The sequence below is a fragment of the Caulobacter sp. GW821-FHT10A10 genome (assembly GCF_059415745.1).
Genome location: NZ_JBWKNV010000009.1, coordinates 213980 through 239560, shown reverse-complemented (window position 1 = coordinate 239560; position 25581 = coordinate 213980). Strand labels below are relative to the sequence as shown.

Annotated in this window: 16 protein-coding genes; 3 read left to right on the top strand and 13 right to left on the bottom strand. The window is 67.5% G+C overall.

Annotated features, from left to right (window positions below; translation table 11 throughout):
* The first annotated feature begins 91 nt into the window (after window positions 1-91).
* Both AC07NS_RS22880 and AC07NS_RS22875 read left to right on the top strand, forming a co-directional pair.
* Window positions 92-5926, top strand: coding sequence for a HAMP domain-containing protein (locus tag AC07NS_RS22880; protein ID WP_494606999.1), 5835 nt, complete (start codon window positions 92-94; stop codon window positions 5924-5926).
* A gap of 2 nt (window positions 5927-5928) precedes the next feature.
* On the top strand, window positions 5929-7920 hold the full coding sequence (locus AC07NS_RS22875) for a response regulator (RefSeq protein WP_494606997.1): 1992 nt from the start codon (window positions 5929-5931) through the stop codon (window positions 7918-7920).
* A gap of 7 nt (window positions 7921-7927) precedes the next feature.
* Here the strand turns inward: AC07NS_RS22875 and AC07NS_RS22870 are convergent, their stop codons facing one another.
* The 13 genes from AC07NS_RS22870 to cyoA all read right to left on the bottom strand — a co-directional run bounded on the left by AC07NS_RS22870 (window position 7928) and on the right by cyoA (window position 23995).
* Entirely contained in the window at window positions 7928-8683 is a 756-nt protein-coding gene (locus tag AC07NS_RS22870) for a FadR/GntR family transcriptional regulator (protein ID WP_494606996.1), read from the bottom strand.
* Window positions 8684-8779: 96 nt separating this feature from the next.
* The gene (locus tag AC07NS_RS22865) at window positions 8780-11662 is read right to left on the bottom strand and encodes a TonB-dependent receptor (protein WP_494606995.1); all 2883 of its coding nucleotides are present in this window, start codon (window positions 11660-11662) and stop codon (window positions 8780-8782) included.
* 202 nt (window positions 11663-11864) lie between these two features.
* On the bottom strand, window positions 11865-12743 hold the full coding sequence (locus tag AC07NS_RS22860) for a rhamnogalacturonan acetylesterase (protein ID WP_494606993.1): 879 nt from the start codon (window positions 12741-12743) through the stop codon (window positions 11865-11867).
* Window positions 12744-12781: 38 nt separating this feature from the next.
* On the bottom strand, window positions 12782-13531 hold the full coding sequence (locus AC07NS_RS22855) for an SDR family NAD(P)-dependent oxidoreductase (protein ID WP_494606991.1): 750 nt from the start codon (window positions 13529-13531) through the stop codon (window positions 12782-12784).
* A 13-nt stretch (window positions 13532-13544) separates the two neighbouring features.
* Complete coding sequence (locus AC07NS_RS22850) at window positions 13545-14813, bottom strand: MFS transporter (RefSeq protein ID WP_494606990.1); 1269 nt, start codon at window positions 14811-14813, stop codon at window positions 13545-13547.
* A complete protein-coding gene (locus AC07NS_RS22845; protein ID WP_494606989.1) occupies window positions 14810-17026 on the bottom strand; it encodes an alginate lyase family protein in 2217 nt (738 codons plus the stop codon). The genes AC07NS_RS22850 and AC07NS_RS22845 overlap by 4 nt, the downstream gene beginning before the upstream one ends.
* A 257-nt stretch (window positions 17027-17283) precedes the next feature.
* Complete coding sequence (locus AC07NS_RS22840; protein WP_494606987.1) at window positions 17284-17817, bottom strand: response regulator transcription factor; 534 nt, start codon at window positions 17815-17817, stop codon at window positions 17284-17286.
* Window positions 17807-19162, bottom strand: a complete 1356-nt coding sequence (locus tag AC07NS_RS22835; RefSeq protein WP_494606985.1) for an ATP-binding protein — start codon at window positions 19160-19162, stop codon at window positions 17807-17809. The genes AC07NS_RS22840 and AC07NS_RS22835 overlap by 11 nt, the downstream gene beginning before the upstream one ends.
* Window positions 19159-19899, bottom strand: coding sequence for an SURF1 family protein (locus AC07NS_RS22830; RefSeq protein ID WP_494606984.1), 741 nt, complete (start codon window positions 19897-19899; stop codon window positions 19159-19161). The genes AC07NS_RS22835 and AC07NS_RS22830 overlap by 4 nt, the downstream gene beginning before the upstream one ends.
* The gene (gene cyoD / locus AC07NS_RS22825; protein WP_487290922.1) at window positions 19899-20294 is read right to left on the bottom strand and encodes a cytochrome o ubiquinol oxidase subunit IV; all 396 of its coding nucleotides are present in this window, start codon (window positions 20292-20294) and stop codon (window positions 19899-19901) included. Before cyoD ends, AC07NS_RS22830 begins: the two co-directional genes overlap by 1 nt.
* Window positions 20291-20914 carry a cytochrome o ubiquinol oxidase subunit III gene (gene cyoC / locus AC07NS_RS22820; protein WP_494606982.1) on the bottom strand — a complete coding sequence of 208 codons (624 nt, stop codon included), beginning with the start codon at window positions 20912-20914 and terminating at the stop codon, window positions 20291-20293. The genes cyoD and cyoC overlap by 4 nt, the downstream gene beginning before the upstream one ends.
* A 2-nt stretch (window positions 20915-20916) precedes the next feature.
* Window positions 20917-22914, bottom strand: a complete 1998-nt coding sequence (gene cyoB, locus AC07NS_RS22815; protein ID WP_494606980.1) for a cytochrome o ubiquinol oxidase subunit I — start codon at window positions 22912-22914, stop codon at window positions 20917-20919.
* A 19-nt stretch (window positions 22915-22933) separates the two neighbouring features.
* Window positions 22934-23995: a ubiquinol oxidase subunit II gene (cyoA, locus tag AC07NS_RS22810; protein ID WP_494606978.1), complete on the bottom strand. Its 1062-nt coding sequence runs from the start codon at window positions 23993-23995 to the stop codon at window positions 22934-22936.
* Between the two features lie 206 nt (window positions 23996-24201).
* Between cyoA and AC07NS_RS22805 the strand changes: the two genes are divergently transcribed.
* On the top strand, window positions 24202-25548 hold the full coding sequence (locus AC07NS_RS22805) for an MFS transporter (protein ID WP_494606976.1): 1347 nt from the start codon (window positions 24202-24204) through the stop codon (window positions 25546-25548).
* Window positions 25549-25581 lie beyond the last annotated feature (33 nt).

The window sequence follows — 25581 nt, the reverse complement described above, 5'->3', positions numbered from 1 at the left end:
ATGACGCGCCCGGAACCCAGGTCAAACAGCCGCGTTGTCCGTTGAGTTGAGTGGAGTTCCGCCGCAACGGTTCGGGACTCGAGGGGGCGAAATGCGGGACACGGGGCAGACGGCCGGCGAACACAAGCTGGACCAACGCCAACTGCTGGCGGCGTTGCGGGCCTTTCGACGGGGGGATTTCTCCGTCCGTCTCCCAGACGATCTCGACGGACTGGACGGCGAGCTGGCCGAAGCCTTCAACGACGCCGTCGGCCTCAACGACCGGATTTCCAAGGAATTCGAGCGCCTGCGCGACGCCGTCGGCCGGCAGGGCAAGATCAACCAGCGCGCCGCCCTGCCCGGCGCCCTGGGCTCGTGGAACGACAGCGTCGAGGCGGTCAACAGCCTGATCACCGACATGGTCCACCCGACCGCCGAAATGGCGCGGGTGATCGGGGCCGTCGCCAAGGGCGACCTCTCCCAGACCATGGACCTCGAGAACGAGGACCATCCGTTGCGCGGCGAGTTCCTGCGCATCGGCAAGGTGGTCAACACCATGGTCGGCCAGCTGGGTTCGTTCGTGTCGGAAGTGACCCGCGTGGCCCGTGAAGTGGGCACCGAGGGCAAGCTGGGCGGTCAGGCCAAGGTGGCCGGCGTCGCCGGCGCCTGGAAGGACCTGACCGACAACGTCAACCTGATGGCCGCCAACCTGACCGGCCAGGTCCGCAACATCGCCGAGGTCACCACCGCCGTCGCCAACGGCGACCTGTCGCGCAAGATCACCGTCGACGTGAAGGGCGAGGTGCTGGAGCTGAAGAACACCATCAACACCATGGTGGACCAGCTGAACGCCTTCGCCAGCGAAGTCACCCGCGTCGCCCGCGAAGTGGGCACGGAAGGCAAGCTCGGCGGCCAGGCCCAGGTCGAGGGCGTCGGCGGCACGTGGAAGGAGTTGACCGACAACGTCAACCTGATGGCCGGCAACCTCACCGGCCAGGTCCGCAACATCGCCGAAGTGACCACCGCCGTGGCGCGCGGCGACCTTTCCAAGAAGATCACCGTCGATGTGCGCGGCGAGATCCTGGAGCTGAAGGACACCATCAACGTGATGGTGGACCAGCTGAACGCCTTCGCCAGCGAAGTCACCCGCGTTGCCCGCGAGGTCGGCACCGAGGGCAAGCTGGGCGGTCAGGCCCAGGTGGAGGGCGTCGGCGGCACCTGGAAGGACCTCACCGACAACGTCAACTTCATGGCCGCCAACCTGACCGGCCAGGTCCGCAACATCGCCGAGGTCACCACCGCCGTGGCCAACGGCGACCTCTCCAAGAAGATCACCGTCGACGTGAAGGGCGAGATCCTGGAGCTGAAGTCGACCATCAACGTCATGGTCGATCAGCTGAACGCCTTCGCCTCGGAAGTCACCCGCGTGGCTCGCGAAGTGGGTACGGAAGGCAAGCTGGGCGGCCAGGCCAACGTCACCGGGGTCGGCGGCACCTGGAAGGAGCTGACCGACAACGTCAACCTGATGGCCGGCAACCTCACCGGCCAGGTCCGCAACATCGCCGAGGTGACCACCGCCGTGGCCCGCGGCGACCTCTCCAAGAAGATCACCGTCGACGTACGCGGCGAGATCCTGGAACTGAAGAACACCATCAACACCATGGTGGACCAGCTGAACTCGTTCAGCTCCGAAGTGACCCGGGTGGCCCGGGAAGTCGGCACCGAGGGCAAGCTGGGCGGTCAGGCGCAGGTGCGGGGCGTGGCCGGCACCTGGAAGGACCTGACCGACAACGTCAACTTCATGGCCGCCAACCTCACCGGCCAGGTCCGCAACATCGCCGACGTGACCACCGCCGTGGCCAATGGCGACCTCTCCAAGAAGATTACCGTCGACGTGAAGGGCGAGATCCTGGAGCTGAAGAACACCATCAACGTCATGGTGGACCAGCTGAACGGCTTCGCCTCGGAAGTGACCCGGGTGGCCCGCGAGGTCGGCACCGAGGGCAAGCTGGGCGGTCAGGCCCAGGTCAAGGGCGTGGCCGGCACCTGGAAGGAACTGACCGACAACGTCAACCTCATGGCCGGGAACCTGACCGGCCAGGTCCGCAACATCGCGGAAGTCACCACCGCCGTGGCCATGGGCGACCTCTCCAAGAAGATCACCGTCGATGTGCGCGGCGAGATCCTGGAGCTGAAGAACACCATCAACGTCATGGTCGATCAGCTGAACTCGTTCAGTTCGGAAGTGACCCGCGTGGCCCGCGAGGTCGGCACGGAAGGCAAGCTCGGCGGCCAGGCCCAGGTGAAGGGCGTGGCCGGCACCTGGAAGGACCTGACCGACAACGTCAACTTCATGGCCGCCAACCTGACCGGCCAGGTCCGCAACATCGCCGACGTGACGACCGCCGTCGCCAAGGGCGACCTGTCCAAGAAGATCACCGTCGACGTGCGTGGCGAGATCCTGGAGCTGAAGTCGACCATCAACGTCATGGTCGATCAGCTGAACGGCTTCGCCTCGGAAGTGACCCGGGTTGCGCGGGAAGTCGGCACCGAGGGCAAGCTGGGCGGCCAGGCCGCCGTGCCGGGCGTGGCCGGCACCTGGAAGGACCTCACCGACAACGTCAACATGATGGCCGCCAACCTGACCGGCCAGGTCCGCAACATCGCCGACGTCGTCACCGCCGTCGCCCAGGGCAACCTCAAGCGCAAGCTTACCCTCGACGCCAAGGGCGAGATCGCCTCGCTGGCCGACACCATCAACGGCATGATCGAGACGCTGGCCACCTTCGCCGACCAGGTGACCAACGTGGCCCGCGAGGTGGGTTCGGAAGGCAAGCTGGGCGGCCAGGCCAAGGTGCCGGGCGCGGCCGGCCTGTGGCGCGACCTGACCGACAACGTCAACGAACTGGCCGCCAACCTGACCACCCAGGTCCGCGCCATCGCCGAGGTCTCGACCGCCGTGACCAAGGGCGACCTGACCCGCTCGATCACCGTCGAGGCCTCGGGCGAAGTCGCGGCCCTGAAGGACAACATCAACGAGATGATCCGGAACCTGAAGGATCAGACGTTGAAGAACACTGAGCAGGACTGGCTGAAGACCAACCTGGCCCGGTTCAGCCGCATGCTGCAGGGCGAGCGCGACCTGTCGACGGTGTCGAACCTGGTGCTGTCGGAACTGGCCGCCCTGATCAACGCCCAGCACGGCGTGTTCTACGTCTCCGACGCCGACGAGGCCGGCGAGACGGTGCTGACCCTGGCGGCCAGCTACGCCGGCGCCCAGCGCCGTTCGCCCTCCACCCAGCTTCGCCTGCGCGAGGGCCTGGTCGGCCAGTGCGCGGCCGAGAAGAAGCGCATCCTGCTGACCGACCTGCCAACCGACTACGTCAAGATCAGCTCGGGCCTTGGCGAGGCCGCGCCGCGCAGCATCATCGTGCTGCCGGCCCTGTTCGAGGGCGAACTGAAGGCGGTGATCGAACTGGCCAGCTTCGGCGCCTTCAACGAGACCCAGCAGGCCTTCCTCGACCAGTTGATGGAGTCGATCGGCATCGTGCTGTCGACCATCGCCGCCAACATGCGCACCGAGGGCCTGCTGGCCCAGTCGCAGCTGCTGACCTCCGAGCTCCAGGCCCAGCAGGGCGAACTGAAGAAGACCAACGACCGCCTCGAACTGCAGGCCGCGTCGCTGCGCCAGTCGGAAGAGTTGCTGCGCTCCAAGCAGGAGGAACTGCAGCAGACCAACGCCGAACTCGAGGACAAGGCCCTGCTGCTGTCGGCCCAGAACAAGCAGGTCGAGGCCAAGAACACCGAGGTCGAGCAGGCCAAGGCGGCGCTGGAGGAAAAGGCCGAGCAGCTGGCCCTGACCTCGAAGTACAAGTCCGAGTTCCTGGCCAATATGAGCCACGAGCTGCGCACGCCGCTCAACAGCCTGCTGATCCTGTCGAAGATGCTCAGCGAGAACGCCCAGGGCAACCTGTCGGGCAAGCAGGTGGAGTTCGCCAAGAACATCCACAGCGCCGGCGCCGACCTGCTGGGCCTGATCAACGACATCCTCGACCTGTCGAAGATCGAGAGCGGCACGGTCACCCTCGATATCGGCGAGATGTCGTTCGCCAGCCTGCGCGACCAGACAGAGCGCACCTTCGCCCAGATCGCCCAGGACAAGAAGCTCGACTTCCTGATCGACCTGGACCCGGCCCTGCCGCGGGCCATGTACACCGACGACAAGCGCCTGCAGCAGGTGATCAAGAACCTCCTGTCCAACGCCTTCAAGTTCACCGAGGCCGGCTCGGTCAGCCTGTCGGTCAGCCGGGCCGAACGCGGCTGGGCCGAGGGCAACGACCACCTCAACAAGGCCGGCCAGGTGCTGGCCTTCTCGGTCGAGGACACCGGCATCGGCATTCCCGAGGAAAAGCAGCGGATCATCTTCGAGGCCTTCCAGCAGGCCGACGGCACCACCAGCCGCAAGTACGGCGGCACGGGGCTTGGCCTGTCGATCAGCCGCGAGATCACCCGCCTGCTAGGCGGCGAGCTGAGGGTGGTCTCCACCCCCGGCCAGGGCAGCACCTTCACCCTCTACCTGCCGCTGAACTTCAGCCCGACGGCGGCCTCGCCCCAGCCGGGTTCGACGCCTCGCCCGGCCGGCGCGCCGCCGGCGACCTTCGTCATCTCCACGGCCGACGCCCCCGCCTACGAGCCGGTCGAGACCGTGCAGGACGACCGCGACGGCATTGAGCCCGGGGATTCCGTGGTGCTGATCGTCGAGGACGACCCGCGCTTCGCCTCGATCCTGCTGACGCTGGCGCGCGACGCCGGCTATCGCGGAGTGGTCACCGGCGAGGGCTCGGCCGTGCCGTCCCTGGCGCGCCGGTTCTCGCCCGAGGCCATCCTGCTGGACGTCGGCCTGCCCGACATGGACGGCCTGGCCCTGCTGGACCTGCTCAAGCGCACCGCAGACACTCGTCACATCCCGGTGCAGGTGATCTCGGCCGACGATCGCGGAGGCCTGGCCCCTTCGATGGGCGCCCTGGGCTTCACCAGCAAGCCGGTCGAGCAGGAAGCAGTGATCTCGACCCTGGACCGCGTGCGCCGACTGGCCCACGGCGGCGCGCGGGCGCCGACCCTGGTCGCGGGCGGCAGCGATACGCTCCGCCTGCTTCACGAGGCCTTCGGCGAGGTGAATGCGGCGCGGGAGCTTTCCGCCCTCCCCGCCTCGGCCTTCTCGGGCGACGGCGGCGGCCTGGTGATCGAGGTCGAGCCGGGCGCTGCCGGGTCGGTTCTCGACGCCCTCAAGGCCCGCAACCCGGCGCCAGGGGCAGTGGTGCTGTACGCCCCGGGCGAGCGCGACACCGAGGAGGCGCGGCGGCTGCGGCTGGCGGTGTTCACGGGCCTGGCCCGCATCGCCCGCACGCCCGAACAGCTGATCGACCAGGCCGCCCTGCTGCTGCACGAACGCGTGGACGGCCTGCCCGAAGGCGCCCGCGCCATGCTGGCCCAGAACCGCCACGCCGACGCCGTGCTGGCCGGCCGCACCGCCGTCGTCATCGACGACGACATCCGCAACATCTTCTCCCTGGCCAGCGCCCTGGAGGAATACGGCATCGAGCTGCGCTACGCCGAGAGCGGCCGCGCGGGCCTGGAGCTGATGGACGGTCTGGATCAGGTCGACCTGGTGCTGGTCGACATCATGATGCCCGACATGGACGGCTACGAGACCATGCGCGAGATCCGCTCGCGGCGGCGCTTCGCCGACCTGCCGGTGATCGCCGTCACCGCCAAGGCGATGAAGGGCGACCGCCAGAAGTGCATCCAGGCCGGGGCATCCGACTACGTCTCCAAGCCGGTGGACCTGGATCAGCTAATCTCGGTGCTGAGGGTCTCGGTGCAGCGGGCCGACGCGGCGCGGGCGGCCGGCGACAACGTGGTGGTGCTGGCGACGGCGGCGTCCTGATCATGGTGCCCGCCGTCCAGTTCCCGCCGCTCGAGCCCGAGCCGCAGCCGGTCACCAAGATCCTCATCGTCGACGACGACGAGCGCAATGCCTTCGCCGCCGTCCAGGCGCTGGAGAGCCTGGGCCAGGAACTGGTCATCGCCCGTTCCGGCGAGGAGGCGCTGCGGCGACTGCTGACCGACGACTTCGCGGTGATCCTGCTCGACCTGCACATGCCAGGCATGGACGGCTACGAGACCGCCGCCCTGATCCGCCAGCGCCGCCGCACGCGCAACGTGCCGATCGTCTTCCTGACCGCCGTGTTCCGCGACGAGACCCACATCTTCAAGGCCTATTCGGCTGGCGCGGTGGACGTGGTGTTCAAGCCGGTCGATCCGTTCATCCTGCGCTCCAAGGTGCAGGTGCTGGTCGATCTGCACGTCAAGACGCTGGAACTGGCCCGCCAGGCCGAGCACCAGAAGGCCCTGCTGGAGGAATACGCCCGCGTCCAGGCCGAGAAGGCCGCGGCCGAGCGCTCTCTGCGCAGCAACGAGGAGCGCCAGCAGGCCATCCTGCGGGTGCTGCCGATCGTCTTCCACTCCCGCCTGGCTGAGCCGCCCCACACCCCGCTGTCGCTGAGCGACAATGCCGAGCGTCTGACCGGCTTTCCAGCCGAACAGCTTCTGGGCGAGGCCGAGTTGGGCATCGACCGGGTGCATCCCGAAGATCGCGCCGTGGTGGCCCGGGCCCAGGCCGAGGCCATAAGGACGGGCTCCTACACCTGCGAGTACCGCTGGCTGCGGGCCGACGGCGAATATCGCTCTTTCATCGACCAGGGCGTCCTGGCCTACGACGACGACACCGGCCGCGCCCTGGTCTTCGGCGCCCTGTTCGACAACACCGACCGCCGCGGCCTGGAAGAGGCCCTGTCTCACGCCCGCAAGATGGAGGCCGTCGGCCAGCTCACCGGCGGCGTGGCCCACGACTTCAACAACCTGCTGACCGTGGTGCTGGGCAACATCGACCTGGTGCAGCGCCGCTGCGGCGACGCCTTTCCCTATGCCCGGCAGATCACGGCGGCCCGCCAGGCGGCCGAGCGCGGCGCGGCCCTGACTCGTCAGCTCCTGGCCTTCTCGCGGCGGCAGCGGCTGGACCCGGCGACGGTCGAACTTAATGATCTCGTCCGCGAGTTCTCGTCCCTGCTGCGCCAGGCCGTGGGCGAGGCCGTCACCATCGAGGTCGAGCACTCGACCGAACAGGGCTGGGTGCATGTCGATGTCGCCCAGCTGGAGAGCGTGCTGCTGAACCTGGCGGTCAACGCCCGCGACGCCATGGACGGCGCGGGCCTGCTGAAGATCCTGGTCCGCACCGGCGCGGCCGGTCACCAGCTGGAGGTCAGCGACAGCGGTCCCGGCATGTCGCCGGAAGTGGCCTCACGCATCTTCGAGCCGTTCTTCACCACCAAGGAGGTGGGCAAGGGCTCGGGCCTGGGCCTGTCACAGGTCTATGGCTTCGTGCGGCAGTCGGGCGGCGAGATCGAGGTGACCACCAGCCCCGGCGCCGGCGCCACCTTCCGCATCGACCTGCCGGCCTGCGCGCCGTCGAGCGTGGAAGTCCAGGTCGAGGGACCCGCCGCCAGCGTGCCGGTCGGCACCGAGCGGATCCTGGTGGTCGAGGACGATCCGGCCGTGCTGGCCCTGGCGGTCGATACCCTGCGGCCGCTGGGTTACCACGTCGCCGCGGCGCGCAACGCCGCCAGCGCCCTGCGCCGGCTGCGCAACGGCGACGGCTTCGACCTGCTGTTCTCCGACGTGGTGATGCCTGGCGGGATCACGGGCCTGGACCTGGCCCGCAAGGCCCGCGTCAAGCGGCCCAGCCTGAAGGTGCTGCTGACCTCGGGCTTCATCGGCCAGGAGGCCGAGGACTGGGCCAACGAATACCCGATGATCGACAAGCCCTACGCGCCTTCAGCCCTCGCCGCGCGGGTGCGGGCGATCCTCGACGCGGTCAACTGACCGGCGCCTAGCCCATCCGGGCGCTGATCAGGAACCGGCTGCGGCTCTCGGCGGCCTTGCGTTCCAAGGCCTGACGCTCCTGCTGCTCGGTGGCGTCGAGCATGGCTTCCAACAGGCGCGAGAAGTGCAGGCGCATGGCCTGGCGGGCGGCCTTGGCGTCGCGACGGCGCAGGGCCTCGACCACGGCGGCGTGCTCGTTCTGGCGGGCGTCGCCGTCGTGATGGCAGATCGACTCGTGGGTGCGGCGCACCTCGGGATCTTCCATGCGGAACTTCCAGAGGGTCTTGATCGTGTGGATGATGACGCGATTGCCCGAGGCCGAGGCGATGGTCATGTGGAACTCGCGGTCCACCGCCGTCGAGCGGGCGTCGTCGTCGCCGGCCTCGACCATCTCGATCAACAGGGCGTCGAGCTTGGCGAGGTCCGCGTCCGAGATGATCGGCGCGGCCAGGGCCGCGGCCTCGGACTCGAACAGCGAGCGGGCCTCGGTCAGTTCGAAGGCGCTGACCGTGGGCAGGTTGTCGCCGCCAGCGGCGTCGGGCGCGACCGGGCCGCAGACATAGACCCCCGAGCCGGCGCGGATGCGCAGGGTGCCCCGGGCCTGGAGCGCAATCTCGGCCTCGCGCACCGTCACCCGGCTGACGCCCAGTCGTTCGGACATCTCCCGCTCGCCCGGCAGCCTGGAGCCGGGCGGAAACTCTCCGGCCCGGACCATGCCGGCGATCTTGTCGGCGATTTCCTCGAACAGCCGGCGGTCGGCCATGGCGCCCCTCTAAGACGTTGTTGCGTCGCCAGATTTGCCCCAATCGGATTAAAATTGGAATAGCAAATTGGTTTGCACCACGGCCGCCAATCGGCCCTAGAAGCGCGCGCGTATCGAAGCGAAGAACTGCGGCCCGAAGTACTGGTAGTTCCGGGTGCTGCCCTGGATCGGCATCGAGTCGACCTTCACCTCGTTGAACAGGTTGAGGCCCTGCAGGCGGATGTCGACCTTCTTGTTCAGCTTGTACTGGGCGGTGAAGTCGAAGGCGTCGCCGCCCGAGATGTAGCGCAGCTGGGCGTTGCCGCCGACGAAGTCCTGATAATAGCGCGAGCGGTAGCGGTAGATGCCCTGCAGCGTCAGCGGGCCGGCCTCGTAATAGAGCTGGGCCGACAGCACGTGCTTGGAATAGCCGTTCAGGCCCGCGGCCGGGATCATGCCTTCGGTCACCACGCCGGTGTCGGGGTCGATGACGTCGCCCAGGCGGATGTCGTGGTTCTTGAAGTTGGTGATCGCGTAGTTGTAGCTCAGCTTGCCGCCGAAGCCGTCGAGCGGCTTGGGCAGCCAGCTGAACTTGTTCGAGAGCGTGAACTCCGCGCCGTAGACGTGGCTCTTGTCGTCGCTGTTCTGTGTCTGGGTGACCGGCACCGTGACGTTCTGGCCGTCGATGACGAACTCTTCGTCGATGGTCACCGGGATGAAGCCGCCGGTGAACTGCTTGTAGTACAGCGTCGTCGCCAGGATGGTGTCGCGGTTGTAGTAGTATTCCAGCGCCACGTCGGCGTTCCACGACATGATCGGCTTCAGGCGCGGGCTGCCGCTGGCGACGATCTCGCCGATGGCGTCCTGGATCGAGGTGAAGTCCGTGCCGTCCTGCAGGGTGATGGTCCGCCCAGCCGCCAGGCTGCTCGGCGCGGGCCGCGACATGGCGCGGTAGAGGGCGATCCGGCCGACCGTCTTGGGGTTCAGGTCGAAATTGGCGTTGACGCTGGGCAGCACGCGGAAGCTGGAGGCCTTGATCCGGGTGTCGTCGAACTCGCCGGTCTCGACCAGGCGGATCGAACCGTCGCTGTTGTTGACCACTTCCAGACCGGCCCGCAGGCCCTTGGAGACGACGCTGGTGTCGACCACGCGGACGCCGAAGTTGCCGCGCACCGGCATGCCCGCCGCCTCGCCCTTGTAGGACGCCATGACGTAGCCCGACCACACCGTCTCGGTGACGTCGGCGTTGGCCACCGAGCGGGTGTCGCCCGTGCCGCCGGGATCCTCCGTTCCCAGATAGTTGCGGAATTGGCAGAGGGTGTCGAAGGTCGCCCAGCTGTGGATCGTGTTGTTGGGCGCGTCCGCCAGGTAGTCCGACTGCGGGAAGTTGGTGCGGCAGGCCAGGTTCACCGCCCGGTCCACCGCCAGGCTGTTCTGGTCGATGGTGACCAGGTCGTCATAGGTGGTGTAGCGGCGGCGTGAATAGCGCAGGCCCGCGTCCACCTTGGTGATGAAGCCGTCAAGCGCGTAGCTGGCGTCGAAGCGGGTCGCGAAGATGCGGTCCTTCTTCTCCTCCTCCTCGCGGGTCAGGCGGGCGTCGTCGCTGAACAGCGACCAGTCGTCGAGGTTGAAGCGCGGGTCGATGGTGATGGTCGGCGCGAAGCCGTTGCGGGCGTCGTAGACGTAGGGCACCCGCTGATTGTTGATCGCCGTGCGCACGCCGTAGATGTCGAGCGGATCCGAGCGCAGGCGCACCGAACGGGTCAGGTCCGTGCGGGTGGTCTGGCTGTAGGAGATATCAGCCTTCAGGGTCAGACGATCGGTGGCCTCGAACTCGAAATTGCCGCCGCCGCCGATATATTCCTCTTCCCGCTGGAACAGGGTCGAGACCGACTGCAGCGTGCTCGAGCCCTCGGCGTAGAGCAGCCGGCCGTCATCGTCGTACTGCACGTTGTGCAGGTTGTAGCGGGTCTCGGCCAGACCCAGGTCGTGGCGGTCTTCCTGGTAGTTCCGCTTGGAATATTCGACGTCGAAATTGGCGTCGAAGCGGTCGTTGGGCTGCCATTGCAGAGCGCCGAAGAAGGCGTCGCGCTTTTCCTTGGCGGTCAGCTGGCGATAGGTCATCGAGTTGGGCGTCAGGTAGAACGGCGTGCCGGCGGCGGCCTGGGCGCGGCTCACCTCGGTGCAGTTGCCGGTGCTGACGATGCTGGGGTTGCAGGCCACCCAGGTGTTCGACGCCACGTAGGACTCGGCCGGGTCGTCGACCTGGTTGCGCTGGATGCCCAATGAAATCCCGACATCGCCCAGCTTGCCCAACTCGTACTGGTCGACATAGCTGGCGGTGCCGCGCCAGCCCCAGGGATCGGAGCCGGTGATCCGCTTCTGGTAGGGATTGTAGTTGCCCTTCAGCTCCACCTGGGCCAGCCGCTTGCCGTAGTCGAGCGGCTTCTTGGTCTCCATCTCGATCGTGCCGGCGACGCCGCCCTCGATCAGGTCGGCCTGCTGCGACTTGTAGATCTTGATGCCGTTGAACAGCTCGGACGGGAACTGGCCGAAGTTGACGGCGCGGTCGCCGCTGCCGTTCGAGGCCTCGCGGCCGTTGAAGGTGGTGGCCGACAGGAACGAGCCCAGGCCCCGCAGCGACACTTCCGTCGGGCCGTAGTTGCCGCGGTCGGCGGTGGCGCCGGTGATGGTCATGATCGCTTCGCCGATCGACTGCCCCGGCAGGTCGCCGATCTCGTTGGCCGACAGGGCGTCGACGATGGCCGTCGTGTCGCGCTTCACCGCGATCGAGTTCTGCATGGTCTGGCGGACGGCGCTGACCACCACCTCGTCGACCGAATTGTCGGTGATCGGCTGGTCGGCCGGCGCGGTGGCGACCGCCTCCTGGGCCGAAGCGCCGGCGGCGAACGCGATGGCCGAGGCGGCGACGCCGCAGCTCAGGACCGACCGCAGGACCGCGAACCGCGACTGGCTGCGCGGAGTATTGGCGACGTGCATGTTTGCTCCCTCCCCTTCTTTTCTTATGCCGGAACCGTGCGACCTCACCGCAGGTGCGTCAAGGCGGATTCTCGGACCAATTTTAGAAATATTCAGGCCAATCTGAACCGGACCATATGTATACCAATTTTCTCCAGACAGGCGCGCGGAAGCGACCCCGGCCAGGGCCGTGGCGCGAGGCCGCTTCCGCATCCTCCTCGGCTTAAGGAACCAGTTGGCTGCGCAGCGCCGGCACGGCAGCGGCCAGGTCGTTGGCGACAAGCCGGGCGAACACCCGCGCGCCGGTCTCGCCGACATGGGTGTAGTCGAACTTGCGCACCAACTGCCCGCGCGGCCCGGTCTCGGTCGTCGGGACGTCGGGCTGGCGCGCCTCCTCGGCTGCGCGTGGTGGCAGGGTCGTGCCGGCATTGGCGGCTGCGACCTCGTTCTCCAGCGGTTCGGCCTGGGCCAGCTTCATGGAGTCGACGGCGCCCAGCTTGCGCACGACGGCGGCGCTGGACTTGTTGAGGTCCACCAGCGGCGTCTTGGTCTCGGCGGCGACCTTGCGCACCTCCTCCGACCAGGGCTCCAGCGTGTTCTTCAGCTGGCCGCCGGCGAACTCGCGGCGGGTCAGAGGCGTCAGCAGCACCGGCTCGGCGCCGGCCGCTCTGACCTCCTCGACGAACCGCTTCAGGTTGGCCGGGAATTCGGTGGTCATGTCGGTCCAGCGCTCGCCCTTGGACGACTGGTCGTTGTGGGCGAACTGGATCAGCACGTAGGTGGCGGCGTAGCCCTTCACCCGCGCTTCGTTCAGCGCGATGTCCCACGAGCCCTCGGCGCGGTAGCTGCGAGTCGAGCGCCCGCCCCGGCCGAGGTTCAGGCAGTTCAGCGACGACTTGACGTGATAGTCGCAGAAGGCCGAGGCCCAGCCGCTGCCCGGGGCCATGGTGGAGTCGCCCACCAGGATGATCTTGTAGGGCTTGATCTGGGCGGCGTCGGTGCGCGGCTCACGATCCTTCTGCGGGCCGGGCGGCTGGGCCAGGACGGCGGCCGGAGCCGCCGCCAGGACCAGGGCCGCGAGCATCGCGGTTCTGATTTTCATTGGATCCTCCCTCCTTGTCTTTGCCGTCGCGGCCGGCCTTACGAGAAGGCCAGCCCGCCGTTGATGTCGAGATTGACCCCGGCCAGGAACGAGGCGTCCTGCGAGGCCAGGAAGGCCACTGCGGCGGCCACTTCCTCGGGCGCGCCCTCGCGACGCAGCGGGGTGTTGCCGGCGACGGCCGCGCGGCCTTCGGGCTTGGAGAAGATGTCGTGGAAGCTGGTGCCGATCAGGCCCGGACATAGGGCGTTGACGCGAATGCCGCGCGGTCCCAGTTCCTTGGCCCAGCCGCGGGTCAGGGTCATCAGCGCGCCCTTGGAGGCGGCGTAGACGCTGGCCCCGGGGCCGCCGCCGTCGCGGCCGGCCAGCGAGGCGATGTTGATGATCGCCGCCCCGTCCGGGATGTGCGGCAGGGCCGCCTTGGTCACCAGGAAGGCTGACTTCAGGTTCAGGGTCATGACCTGGTCGAAGAAGGCCTCGTCCATCTCGGCCAGGCTCTTGCGGGCGACCATGCCGCCGGCGAGGTTGACGAGAATGTCGATCTTGCCGGTCACGCCGGCCGCGGCGGCCACCAGGGCGGCGACCTCGGCCGCGTCGGTGACGTCGGCGCGGTGCAGCACCGCCTTGCCGCCGGCCGCCTCGATGCGCGCAGCCGTCTCTTGGGCCGAGGCTTCGTCGCCGCGATAGTTCACCACCACGGTCGCGCCTTCGGCGGCCAGCCGCAGCGAGACCTCGCGGCCGATGTCGCGGCCGCCGCCGGTGACCAGCGCGACCTTGTCCTTGAACCTCATGGGGTCCCCTCTTTTACTGAATGTCGGAAGCCGGCGCCGGCACGGGGCTTTCGCGCCCGCCCAGCAGCCAGAGAGCGATGACGCCCAGCGGCACGATGGCCGCCGCCAGGACGAAGATCGGGGCGTAACCGTGCCGGGTCATGACCGGCACCAGCCAGGTGGTGACCAGGGTGCCGGCCACCGCGGCGGTGCCGCCGACGCCGGCGATCGTGCCCACGGCCCCGCCGCCGTAATAGTCGCTGGGCAGGGTCTGGATGTTGTTGATGGCCACCTGGAAGCCGAACAGGATCACGGCGATCAGCAGCACGGCGGTCAGCGGATCGGCCGCTCGGGCCGTCAGCAGCAGGGCCGGCAGCATGATCACGCCGCCCAGGGTCACCGCGAAGCGCCGGGCGCTGAGCGTCTTCCACCCGCGCCGGATCAGCGCCCCCGACAGCCAGCCGCCGCCGAGGCTGCCCAGCATGGCGCCGACGAACGGCACCCAGGCGAACAGGCCGATCTTGCGCACGTCGAAGCCGAAGCTTTCCGCCAGGTAGATCGGCAGCCAGGAGACGAACAGCCACCAGACCGGGTCGAGGAAGAAGCGCGAGACGATGATCGCCCAGCTCTGCTTCTGGCGCAGCAGTTGGCGCAGGGTCGGCGACCAGCCGGCCTTCGCGCTCGCCTCGCCGCGATCGGCGATGTGAGCGCGCTCGGCCTCGCTGAGCCACGGATGGGCGCCGGGGTCGGCGCGGTAGATGAAGAGCCACGGCAGCAACCACAGGAAGCCCAGCACCCCAACCACCAGAAAGGTCGCCCGCCAGCCCAAAAGCTCGAACAGCAGGGCCACCAGCGGCGCGGAGATGATCGCCCCGATCGCCGCGCCGGAGTTGAAGATCCCCTGCGCCAGGGCGCGTTCGCGCGGCGGGAACCACAGGGCGTTGGCCTTGACCGCGCCCGGCCAGTTGCCGGCCTCGGAAATCCCCAGCGTCACGCGCAGCAGGGCCAGGAGGCCGAGCGACCGCACCAGACTGTGGGCGGCGATCGACAGCGACCAGACCAGGATCGAGACGGCGAAGCCCATGCGGGTGCCGATGACGTCGAACACCTTGCCGAACAGCGACTGGCCGAAGGCGTAGGCGACCATGAAGATGGTCACCAGCAGGGCGTAGTCGGCCTTGTCGGCGCCGATGTCCTTCGACACGGCCGGCCACATCACGGCCAGGGCGTTGCGGTCGATGTAGTTGATGACGGTCGCCAGCCCGACGAGGCTGACGATCAGCCAGCGAAGCCCGCCCCTCATTGGCCGATGTCCTCGCCGTCGAAGCGGCCGAAGTGGCCCTTCCAGCTGAAGGGCGCGCCGTCGACGGTGGCCTTATGGGCGGCGCCGGGCTCGGCGCTGTCGGCGATGGCCAGGACGATCGTACGGCCGCCGGCCAGGACGATGGTGACGACGTCGGCGTCGGCCGTCCTTACGTGGCGCAGGGCCTCGATGCGGCTGGTGCTGCCTTCGGTGGTCTCCGCCGACGGGTCGTAGGCGCCGTGCGGCTCGAGCACGCCGACGAAGGTCGCATCGGTCGCGCCCTTCACCCGCTGGATCAGCACCGGCTCGCGGCGAAGGTTGAACTTCGGATCGTTGGCGCCGCTTTCGCCCAGGATCACCTCGGCCCCGGCCGGCGGCAGCATGCGCCAAGTGTAGAAGCGCTCGCCGTTGATCCAGGTCAGGCGGGCGTTGGCGGCGTCGGGCGTTCCGGTCGCGTCGACCCAAAGGTGCTGGTAGCCGTCGTCCTTGCCCAGCACCGGGCGCTCGGCGAGGTTCTGCTTCAGCGGGAAACCGGCGTCGATGATGTGGCCGGAAAAGTGCAGCGGCAAGTCGTACTGGGCCGGCTTTTCGCCGTGCACCTTCAAGAGGTCGAGCACCAGCGGCGGGCCCTTGCCGCCGACGTCGATCTGCACGATCGAGCGGCGGAAGGTCACGCCCGGCCAGGCGCCGGCCATCTCGGCCGTGCTGATCTTCGCCGTCCCCTCGGCGGAGAAGAAGACCTGCCTGGGCGCCAGGGTGTTGGCGACCTTGACCTTGCCGTCGAACTGGCTGGTCTCGTTCACCACCAGGGTGTTGTGGGCCACGGTCTGCTTGGCCCAGGTCTCGTTTTCCTTGAGGTAGCGGCCGCCGTCCTTGGCCTCGATGTTGAGGAAGCGGGCCGCGCCGTAGTCGGTGACGATCGCCCGGCCAGCGTCGTAGAGGATCCAGTTCAGCTTGTCGTAGTGGCCGTGCCCCATGCCCTGGGCGGTGTTCTTGACCGCCACGACCTCGTCCTCGTCGCCCGGACCGGCGCGCATGACGGCGATCGCGCCCTGGTCGCCGTTCGGACCGTCGCGGAACAGCATAGAGGCGTAGGGGAACGGCTTTTCCTTGCCGGCCGCCAGGTCGCGGGCCACGGCCAGGCCGTCCGGCGTCAGGGTCGTGCGGCCCTGCCAGCGGGCGATCGACAGCAGCGACGGATCCTTGGTCGCGCCATAGGCGATGGCCACCGACTGGTAGAGCTCGTCGGTCTTGAGGCTCTTTTCCAGCAGGGCGTCGTTGAACGGGAAGAAGTAGCCGTCATAGGTCAGCTGCACCGCCGCGCGGACCGCCTTGGTCAGCACGCCGCCGCGATACTCGAAGATCTTCCGCTGCGGCTCGTTCTCGTTGATCGCGTGGGCGAACAGCACGAACGGCTGCAGGGCGTAGCGCTGATAATACGGCCCCTCGGCGTAGTAGCCGTCCGGCGAGAACAGCTCGTCGATCTGCTTGAGGAAGCCGACCTTGCCCGTGCGGTCTGTGCCCTTCAGGGCCTTTTCCACCATCACCTGGTCGCGCAGCACATAGCCGGTCATGCCGACGGCGGCGCAGGCCCAGGTGGCGTGGTTGTGGATGATGTCGAAGACCTGCGGCTGGTCGTCGGCGATGAACTTGGCCATCGGCCGGAAGACGCCGTCGTCGATGGTCTTCCGATCGGCGTCGCTGAGGGTGTCGCGGATCGCGTCGTAGCCCTGGATCGAATAGACCACCCAGACCGCATCGTTCAGGCTCTGCCAGAACAGCTTGCCGGCGGAATTGTTCTTGGCGGCCGGATGTAGGCCGAGCGTCGGATAGAGCTTGGCGTATTCCAGCAGCATGCGGCGGGCGTAGCCGGCATAGGCCTTGTCGCCCGTGGCGCGGTACAGCATGCCCGCGCCGTAGATGGCCATGTAGTTGCGCTTGTGCTGCTCGTGGGTGCGGCCGCCGCCCGGATCCTTGGGCACGGGCACGTCGATGCCGGCCTTCATGGCCGCGTCGACCTCCTTGCGCACCCGCTTCAGTTCGGCGGCGAACATCGGATAGCGCTCGCCTTCGCTGCGCATGGCCGCCAGATCCGCGCCGCCGACCAGAACAGGCCCCTGCCCGCTCGGTTGGGCCATGACGCCGACGGGCAGAGCCGCCGAGACCAGCAGGGCCAGAACCAAGCCGCCCGCGCGTCGCCGAATGTGTCGCACTCGTCTTACTCCCTCGATGCCGCCAGCTCTGTGGCTGGTCCGCAGGTTCGAGAAAACGGCATACGGCAGAGCGGACCATTTGTCCTAACAAATTTTCAGATCTCAGCCCATTTTTGGTCCGTGATATTGCCTATACCAATTTAGACCAATTTAGTTCAGCGCTCATTCGGCGACTTGCGGCCATGACGCAGCGAGCCCGACGGCCCGGCGGGCCTCGGATCGAGACGAGCAGCAAGAGTGAGAACAGCGCGAAGCCGTCAGTTGATCCGGCGCTTTTCCAGCTTCCGGGCCAGGGTGCGGCGGTGCATGCCGAGGCGCCGCGCGGTCTCGGAGATGTTGAAGTCGGTCTCCACCAGGGTCTGGTGGATCCGCTCCCACTCGAGGTTCTTCAGCGAGGTGGCGCGTTCGCCGATCGTCGCGTCGGCGTCGCCCTCGCGCTTGCCGAAGGCGGCCTCGATGTCGTCGGTGTTGGAGGGCTTGGCCAGGTAGTGACAGGCGCCCAGCTTGATGGCTTCCACCGCCGTGGCGATGCTGGCGAAGCCGGTCAACACCACGATCAGCATGTCCGGATCACGGGCGATCAGCGCCTGAACGCAGGCCAGGCCCGACTCCCCGGCCAGCTTGAGGTCGACCACGGCGTAGCGCGGCGAGAAGGTCTCCAGCGCCGTCAGGGCCTCGTCCAAGCCGTGCACATGCACCACCTCATAACCCCGGCGCTCGAACGAGCGCTTGAGGGTGGCGGCGAACTTCTCGTCGTCCTCGACGATGATCAGCTTGCGCTCAGCGGGCATGACGCCTCCGGATCTGCAGCGAGGCCAACGGCAGGGTCAGGACGACGCTGGCGCCGCCCTCGGGACGGTTCTCCGCGCCGACCGCGCCGCCCAGCTTGCGCAGCACGTTGACCACCAGGAACAGTCCAAGGCCGCCCCCTGCCCGCCCCTTGGTCGAGTTGTAGGGCTGGCCGAAGTTCTCCAGCGTCTCGGCCGCGAAGCCCGGGCCGTCGTCATCGACCTCGATGACGATCAGCCCCCCGCTGACGCTCGCATGCAGCCGCACCGCCTCGGGCGAGGCGTCCAGCGCGTTGTCGAGCACGTTGTGGATCACCTGCTTGAGGGTCGATTCCGCAACGATCGAGGTCGGCGTGACGAGATCGGTCTCGTAGGTCAGGACGTCGCTGTTGCGGGTGGCGCGCCACTCGGCCACCACCTCGTCCATAAAGGCCCGGAGGGTGCTGACCCGAACCTCGCCGCTGCGCGCCTCGCCGGCCGACAGCAGGACGCCGGTGACGATCTGCTTGCAGCGCTGGACCTCGCCGCGCATGTCCTCCAGCTCCTGGGCCAGCTCGGGATGCTTGGCGAACACCTTCATCCGCCGCCAGTCGCTGAGGATGACGTCCAGCGTCGCCAGCGGCGTGCCCAGTTCGTGCGCGGCGCCGGAGGCCAGCAGGCCCATGCGGACGATGTGGGTCTCTTCCGCCGCGCGCTGGCGCAACTCGGCCAGGTGGGCGTCGTGGCGACGCAGGTTGGTGTTGATGCGCGAGACGAAGGTCACCAGCAGCACCGCGTCCAGCACCACGCCCATCAGCATGCCCATGATGAACAGGCCGAAGAAGGCCTGGTCGCTGAGCCCCGTGGCGATGACCGGACGGTTGAAGGCCACCAGCATCAGGAAGCAGAAGCTGGTCAGGAACACGATCGCCCAGGTGGCCCAGACCTCGAGCAGGACGACGCCCAGGATCACGTGCATCAGATAGAGGGTCGTGAAGGGGTTGGTCGCGCCGCCGCTGAAATAGAGCTGGGCGGTCAGGGCCAGGGCGTCCAGCGCCAGGGCCGAGAAGAGATCGTAGGGACCCAGCGGCTTGGCGCTCTTCAGGCGCAGCAGGCTGGCGAGGTTCAGCACCACCAGCGCCGCCAGCACCAGCATCATCGCCGCCAGGGGCAGTTGGAAGCCGAGGCTGAAGTGCACCGCCAGGATGGTGACCACCTGCCCGACCACGGCGATCCAGCGCAGGTGGATCAACTGCAGCATGTTCTGCCGGGCGATGGCGTCGGCGGGGTTCGCCGCGTTGTCCGCGGCCCGCGCCCCTGAAAGCCAGCCCGACATGCCGGCGATCAGGATGCGGGCGGTCGGCGTCATGGGGCCTCTTTAACCCGGTTCCGGCGCGCGTCGAACAGAACATAGGCGGCCGCCCCGCCGGTCAGCAGCGCCAGGCCGAACCAGGTCAGGGCGTAGACCAGGTGGCTGTTGGGGAAATTGACCACGGTCAAGCCGCCGATCGGCCAGCCGCCGGGGTTGGCCGTGGCGTCGGCGTCGACGAAATAGGGCGCTGTGGGGCCAAGCCCCTTGGCCTTGGCGATGGCCAAGACGTCGCGGGAGTACCAGCGGTCGCCGGCAGGGTCGTTCGTGCGCAGGAAGCCGCCGTGCGGCTCGGTCAGGCGCAGGAGGCCGACGACGCTGACCGGACCGGCGGCCTGGGCGGCCAGGCGCGTTCCGGGCGCACGGTGATCGGCGGAAACGAAGCCGCGATTGACCAGGACGTCGAAGCCTTGGTCGGTGGAAAGCGGGGTCATGACCCAGAAGCCGGGCCCTTCGCGGGTGACGGCCTGAACCAGGGTCTCGCGGTCGTGCAGGAAGCGACCCGTGAGGCGTACGCGGCGATAGCCGTCGGAGGCCTGGCTGATCCCCGCCCAGCGGTCGGGACCGGGGGGCGGGGTCGGCTCTGCGTGGATGCGCTGCTCGACCCGGGCGATCAGGTCGAGCTTCCAGGCCCTGCGCTGGACCTGCCAGCCGCAGAGCGCCAGGAAGATCGCGGTGAAGGCCAGGCAGAGCCCGGCCAGGGCGATCGTCCGGACGCCGCCGCGGCGGGCCTTCATCAGGGGACTTCCCGCATGTCGTGCGGCATCGGGGCCATCATGTGGGTGTCGAGGTTGTGCATGACCCACAGCGAACCCGACAGCGTGATCACCACGACGACGAGGGTGAACACCAGGGCCAGCATGGTCCAGCCGCCTTCCGAACGCGAGTTCATGTGCAGGAAGTAGATCATGTGGACCAGCACCTGGATGATCGCCAGGCCCATGACGGCGATGGCGGTCATCTGGTTGCTCGGCAGAACGTGGCCCATCACCAGCCAGAACGGGATGGCGGTGAGGATCACCGCCAGCACGAAGCCGATGACATAGTCCTTCAGCGAGCCGTGGGCGCCGCCATCGTGGTCATGACCGTGGTCATCGTGCGCGTGGTGCGCATCGTGGCTGGCCGCGCTCATTTCAGGACTCCGAGCAGGTAGACGAACGAGAAGACGCCGATCCAGATGACGTCGAGGAAGTGCCAGAACATCGACAGGCACATCAGGCGACGCTTCATCTCGACGCCGAGGCCGCGCTTGGCGACCTGGGTCATCAGCGTGACGAGCCAGATGATGCCGAAGGTCACGTGCAGGCCGTGGGTGCCGACGAGCACGAAGAACGACGACAGGAACGCGCTGCGCTGCGGGCCGGCGCCCTCGTGGATCAGGTGATGGAACTCATAGAGTTCCAGCGACAGGAAGCCGAGGCCGAAGAGGCCCGTGATCGCCAGCCAGATCAGCGTCGCCGGCGCCTTCTTGGCCTGGGCCGAGAGCATGGCGAAGCCATAGGTGATCGACGAGAACAGCAGCAGCGCGGTGTTCACCGCCACGATGGGCAGATCGAACAGATCCGCCCCCGAGGGGCCGGCCGCGTAGTTGCGGCCGAGCACGGCGTAGCACGCGAAGAGGACCGCGAAGATCAGGCAGTCGCTCATCAGATAGATCCAGAACCCCAGCAGGGTCCCGTTCTCCGGATGGTGGTCCTCGGTCAGGTGGAAGCGGGTTTCGCCCGCTTCGGTCAGGGTCTGGGCGTGGGCCATGGTTACGCGAGGCTCCGCAGGGCTTCGGTGCGGGCGTCCTCAACGCGGACGACCTCCTCGGCCGGAATGTAGTAGTCACGCTTGAAGTTGAAGGTGTGGGCGATGGCCCCGCCGACCAGGGCGACGAACGACGCCACGGCCAGCCACCAGATGTGCCAGATCATCGCGAAGCCGACGACGATGCTGATGCCGGCCAGGATGATCCCCGCGCCGGTGTTCTTCGGCATGTGGATCGGGATGAACCCGGTGGTCGGACGCACGTAGCCGCGCTGCTTCATGTCGTGCCAAGCGTCGATCTCGTGGATCACCGGCGTGAAGGCGAAGTTGTAGGCCGGCGGCGGCGACGAGGTCGACCACTCCAGCGTACGGCCGCCCCAGGGGTCGCCGGTCGGATCGGCCAGTTGCTCGCGCTTCAGGTAGCCGACGACCATCTGCAGAACGAAGGCGATGATGCCAATCAGGATCAGCACGGCGCCGAAGGCCGAGATCACGAACCAGATCTGCAGGCTGTGATCCTCGAAGTGGCTCATGCGGCGGGTCACGCCCATCAGGCCCAGCACGTAGAGCGGCATGAAGGCGAAGAAGAAGCCGATCTGCCAGAACCAGAACGAGACCTTGCCCCAGAACGGGTCGAGCTTGAAGCCGAAGGCCTTGGGGAACCAGTAGACGATGCCGGCGAACATGCCGAACACGACGCCGCCGATGATCACGTTGTGGAAGTGGGCGATCAGGAACAGCGAGTTGTGCAGGACGAAGTCGGCGGGCGGGACGGCCAGCAGCACGCCGGTCATGCCGCCGATGACGAAGGTGACCATGAAGCCCACGGTCCACAGCATCGGCACCTCGAAGCGGATGCGGCCGCGGTACATCGTGAACAGCCAGTTGAAGATCTTCGCCCCTGTCGGGATCGAGATGATCATGGTCGTGATCCCGAAGAACGAGTTCACGCTGGCGCCCGAGCCCATGGTGAAGAAGTGGTGCAGCCACACGATGTACGACAGGATCGTGATGACGACCGTGGCGTAGACCATCGAGCTGTAGCCGAACAGGCGCTTGCCGCAGAAGGTCGAAACGACTTCCGAGAACACGCCGAAGGCCGGCAGCACCAGGATGTAGACCTCGGGGTGACCCCAGATCCAGATCAGGTTCACGTACATCATCGGGTTGCCGCCGAAGTCGTTCGTGAAGAAGTTGGTGTGCAGGTAGCGGTCGGCGGTCAGCAGGGCCAGGACGGCCGTGAGGATCGGGAAGCTGGCGACGATCAGGACGTTGCTGCAGAGCGAGGTCCACGTGAACACCGGCATCTTCATCAGGCTCATGCCCGGCGCGCGCATCTTCACGATGGTCACGATCAGGTTGATGCCCGACAGGGTGGTGCCGACGCCGGCGATCTGCAGCGACCAGATGTAGTAGTCTACCCCGACATCTGGACTGTACGCCAAATTAGAGAGCGGCGGATAAGCCAGCCAACCGGTGCGGGCGAACTCGCCGACGAACAGCGACAGCATCACCGTCACCGCGCCGCCGACCGTCATCCAGAAGCTGAAGTTGTTCAGGAACGGGAAGGCCACGTCGCGGGCGCCGATCTGCAGCGGCACGACGAGGTTCATCAGGCCGGTGATCAGCGGCATCGCCACGAAGAAGATCATGATCACGCCGTGGGCGGTGAAGACCTGGTCGTAGTGGTGCGGCGGCAGGTAGCCGGCGGCGTCGCCGAAAGCGATAGCCTGTTGCGCGCGCATCATCAGGGCGTCGGCGAAGCCGCGCAGCAGCATGATGATGGCCAGGATGATGTACATCACCCCGATCTTCTTGTGGTCGACGCTGGTCAGCCACTCACGCCACAGATAGCCCCAGACCTTGAAGTAGGTCAGGGCGGCCAGGACGGTGATACCGCCCAGCGCGACCATGGCGAACGTGCCGAGCAGGATCGGCTCGTGGAAGGGAATGGCGTCCCATGTGAGACGGCCGAAGATCGTTTTTACGAGGTCCGGGGACATGATGATCTCTAGGCTTTGATCAGCGCGCTTCGGCGGGCGCGGACTTGGGGGCGCAGAGCGCGGCGACGAACGAGCGGATGCCGCCCTCCCCGCGCCGAACCCGCTTGTCGTATTCGAGGGTGGTGACGTTGGTGGTCCCGGCCATGCCGAGGCCGCCGGCCTTGTCGATGGCCATCATGTCGTGCTGGCACATCTTGCCCGGCTCGACGCAGCGGTTGACCGCCTTGTCGAACAGGCCGGCCTCGACCGAGGCGAAGCGTTGCGGCGGCACCTTTTCGCTCGGCTTTTCCAGCACGAGGTAGCGCGTACCGTCGAGGCGGTCGTTGCTCTTGCGGACGTCGGCGGCCCACTTGTCGAACTCCGCCTTGCTCATGCCGTGGAACTTGAAGCGCATGTGCGAGAAGCCCTCGCCGCTGTAGTTGGCCGAGAAGCCGTCGAACACGCCCGGCTTGTTGATCACGGCGTGCAGCTTCGTACGCATGCCGGGCATGGCGTAGATCTGGCCGGCCAGGGCGGGCACGTAGAACGAGTTCATCACCGACGAGGCGGTCAGGTCGAAGTCGATCGGGGTGTCGACCGGGGCTGCCAGTTCGTTGACCGTGGCGACGCCCAGCTCGGGATAGATGAACAGCCACTTCCAATCGAGGGCGACGACCTGGACCTTCAGCGGCTTGACGCCCTCGGCCGTGCGGCCCGGAGCCAGGCGGTCGAGCGGACGGTACGGGTCGAGCAGGTGGGTGCTGGTCCAGGTGACGGCGCCCAGGATCATGATGATCACCAGCGGCGCGGCCCAGATCACGATCTCGAGCTTGGTCGAGTGGTGCCAGTCGGGGTCGTACTTGGCCGTCGTGTTCGACTGCCGGTACTTCCAGGCGAAGAACAGGGTCAGGAAGATGACCGGCACGATGATGACGAGCATCAGCACGGTCGACAGGACGATCAGGTCACGCTGCTGCGTGGCGATGTCGCCCGACGGGTTCATCACGACCCAGTCGCAGCCGCTCAGGGCGAGCAGCAGGGGCAGCAGGGCGAGCTTCTTCAATGGACTCGGAATCATGGGGAACCTGGACTTCGGACGCATTGGCCGGCGCGATAGTCTAACGCACAGGGGCGCGACATTGGACCATTTGTCCTAGGCGCCGCAGTGCAGCACGAAAATGAGGAGCCGAAGGCGCATCAAGGCGTTTGCCAGAACGGGGCAGTTGGTCTCATGCTCTCGTTCAGACCGTCGGCAAGGCGGCTGAAAAGAGTTTGGGACGGAACAACAGGAACAAGGCGCGTAGCTGCATGAATCAGGATTTCGCACTGCCGACGTCATCGGGCCTCGAGCGCGACGCGCGGCGATTGCACGCCGACCACAAGGGCGTCCGCCCGGGCGAAATCGCCATCGGCGTGATCATCGGGCGAACCTCGGAGTTCTTCGACTTCTTCGTCTACGCCATCGCTTCGGTGCTGGTGTTCCCTCACCTCTTCTTTCCGTTCGTGGACCGGCTGACGGGCGTCCTGTGCTCGTTCGCGATCTTCTCGCTGGCCTTCGTGGCCCGCCCGATCGGCTCGGCGATCTTCGGCGCGATCGACCGCAACTATGGCCGCGGCGTGAAGCTGACCATCGCCCTCTTCCTGCTGGGCGGCTCGACGGCCGCGATGAGCTTCCTGCCGGGCTACGCCACGGCCGGCGCCGCCGCGATCTGGGCCCTGGCGGCCTTCCGTATCGGCCAGGGCCTGGCCCTGGCTGGCGCCTGGGATGGGATGGCCTCGCTGCTGGCGCTGAACGCGCCGGAGAAGAAGCGCGGCTGGTACGCGATGATCCCGCAGTTGGGCGCGCCGTTCGGCTTCATGCTGGCCAGCGGCCTCTTCGCCTACTTCGTCGCCAGCCTGGGCTCGGCCGACTTCCTCGACTGGGGCTGGCGCTACCCGTTCTTCGCGGCCTTCGCGATCAACGTCGTGGCCCTGTTCGCCCGCCTGCGGATCGTCGCCACCGAGGAGTTCGGCAAGCTGTTCGAGAAGGGCCAGCTGAGCCCCGTTCCTCTGACCAGCCTGATGAAGGCGCAAGGGTCCAACGTGATCATCGGCGCCTTCGCCCCGCTGGCCACCTTCGCCATGTTCCACCTGGTGACGGTGTTCCCGCTGTCGTGGGTCAGCCTGCACGACGACGGCGGCGAGGCGCTGAACTTCCTGCGCATCGAACTGGCCGGCGCCCTGGTCGGCGTGGTCGGGATCATGGCCTCAGGCTGGATCGCCGACCGCATCAGCCGCCAGAACCAGCTGGCGCTGTCGGCTGTGCTGATCGGGATCTTCAGCCTGGCGGCCCCGTGGCTGCTGGACGCCGGCAGCCTGGGCCAGACCGTCTATGTCGTCGTCGGCTTCGCGATCCTGGGCCTGTCGTTCGGCCAGGCCTCGGGCGCGGTCAGCTCGGGCTTCCTGCGCAAGTTCCGCTACAGCGGCGCGGCCCTGACCTCGGACCTGTCGTGGCTGATCGGCGCGGGCTTCGCGCCGCTGGCCGCCCTGGCCCTGGCCAGCTTCTGGGGCCTGCCGGCCATCGGGCTCTACCTCGCCTCCGGCGCGGTCGCGACCCTGATCGCCCTGACCATCGATCGCCGCCGCCGGCTGCACAAGGCCGCGCCGAAGGCCTGATTGCAGTCGTCAGTTCGAACAAGAGGACGCCGC

Coding starts and splice junctions, on each gene's coding strand:
- AC07NS_RS22880 (WP_494606999.1), top strand. CDS start 92: ATGCGGGACACGGGGCAGACGGCCGGCGAACACAAGCTGGACCAACGC.
- AC07NS_RS22875 (WP_494606997.1), top strand. CDS start 5,929: ATGGTGCCCGCCGTCCAGTTCCCGCCGCTCGAGCCCGAGCCGCAGCCG.
- AC07NS_RS22870 (WP_494606996.1), bottom strand. CDS start 8,683: ATGGCCGACCGCCGGCTGTTCGAGGAAATCGCCGACAAGATCGCCGGC.
- AC07NS_RS22865 (WP_494606995.1), bottom strand. CDS start 11,662: ATGCACGTCGCCAATACTCCGCGCAGCCAGTCGCGGTTCGCGGTCCTG.
- AC07NS_RS22860 (WP_494606993.1), bottom strand. CDS start 12,743: ATGAAAATCAGAACCGCGATGCTCGCGGCCCTGGTCCTGGCGGCGGCT.
- AC07NS_RS22855 (WP_494606991.1), bottom strand. CDS start 13,531: ATGAGGTTCAAGGACAAGGTCGCGCTGGTCACCGGCGGCGGCCGCGAC.
- AC07NS_RS22850 (WP_494606990.1), bottom strand. CDS start 14,813: ATGAGGGGCGGGCTTCGCTGGCTGATCGTCAGCCTCGTCGGGCTGGCG.
- AC07NS_RS22840 (WP_494606987.1), bottom strand. CDS start 17,817: ATGCCCGCTGAGCGCAAGCTGATCATCGTCGAGGACGACGAGAAGTTC.
- AC07NS_RS22835 (WP_494606985.1), bottom strand. CDS start 19,162: ATGACGCCGACCGCCCGCATCCTGATCGCCGGCATGTCGGGCTGGCTT.
- AC07NS_RS22830 (WP_494606984.1), bottom strand. CDS start 19,899: ATGAAGGCCCGCCGCGGCGGCGTCCGGACGATCGCCCTGGCCGGGCTC.
- cyoD (WP_487290922.1), bottom strand. CDS start 20,294: ATGAGCGCGGCCAGCCACGATGCGCACCACGCGCACGATGACCACGGT.
- cyoC (WP_494606982.1), bottom strand. CDS start 20,914: ATGGCCCACGCCCAGACCCTGACCGAAGCGGGCGAAACCCGCTTCCAC.
- cyoB (WP_494606980.1), bottom strand. CDS start 22,914: ATGTCCCCGGACCTCGTAAAAACGATCTTCGGCCGTCTCACATGGGAC.
- cyoA (WP_494606978.1), bottom strand. CDS start 23,995: ATGCGTCCGAAGTCCAGGTTCCCCATGATTCCGAGTCCATTGAAGAAG.
- AC07NS_RS22805 (WP_494606976.1), top strand. CDS start 24,202: ATGAATCAGGATTTCGCACTGCCGACGTCATCGGGCCTCGAGCGCGAC.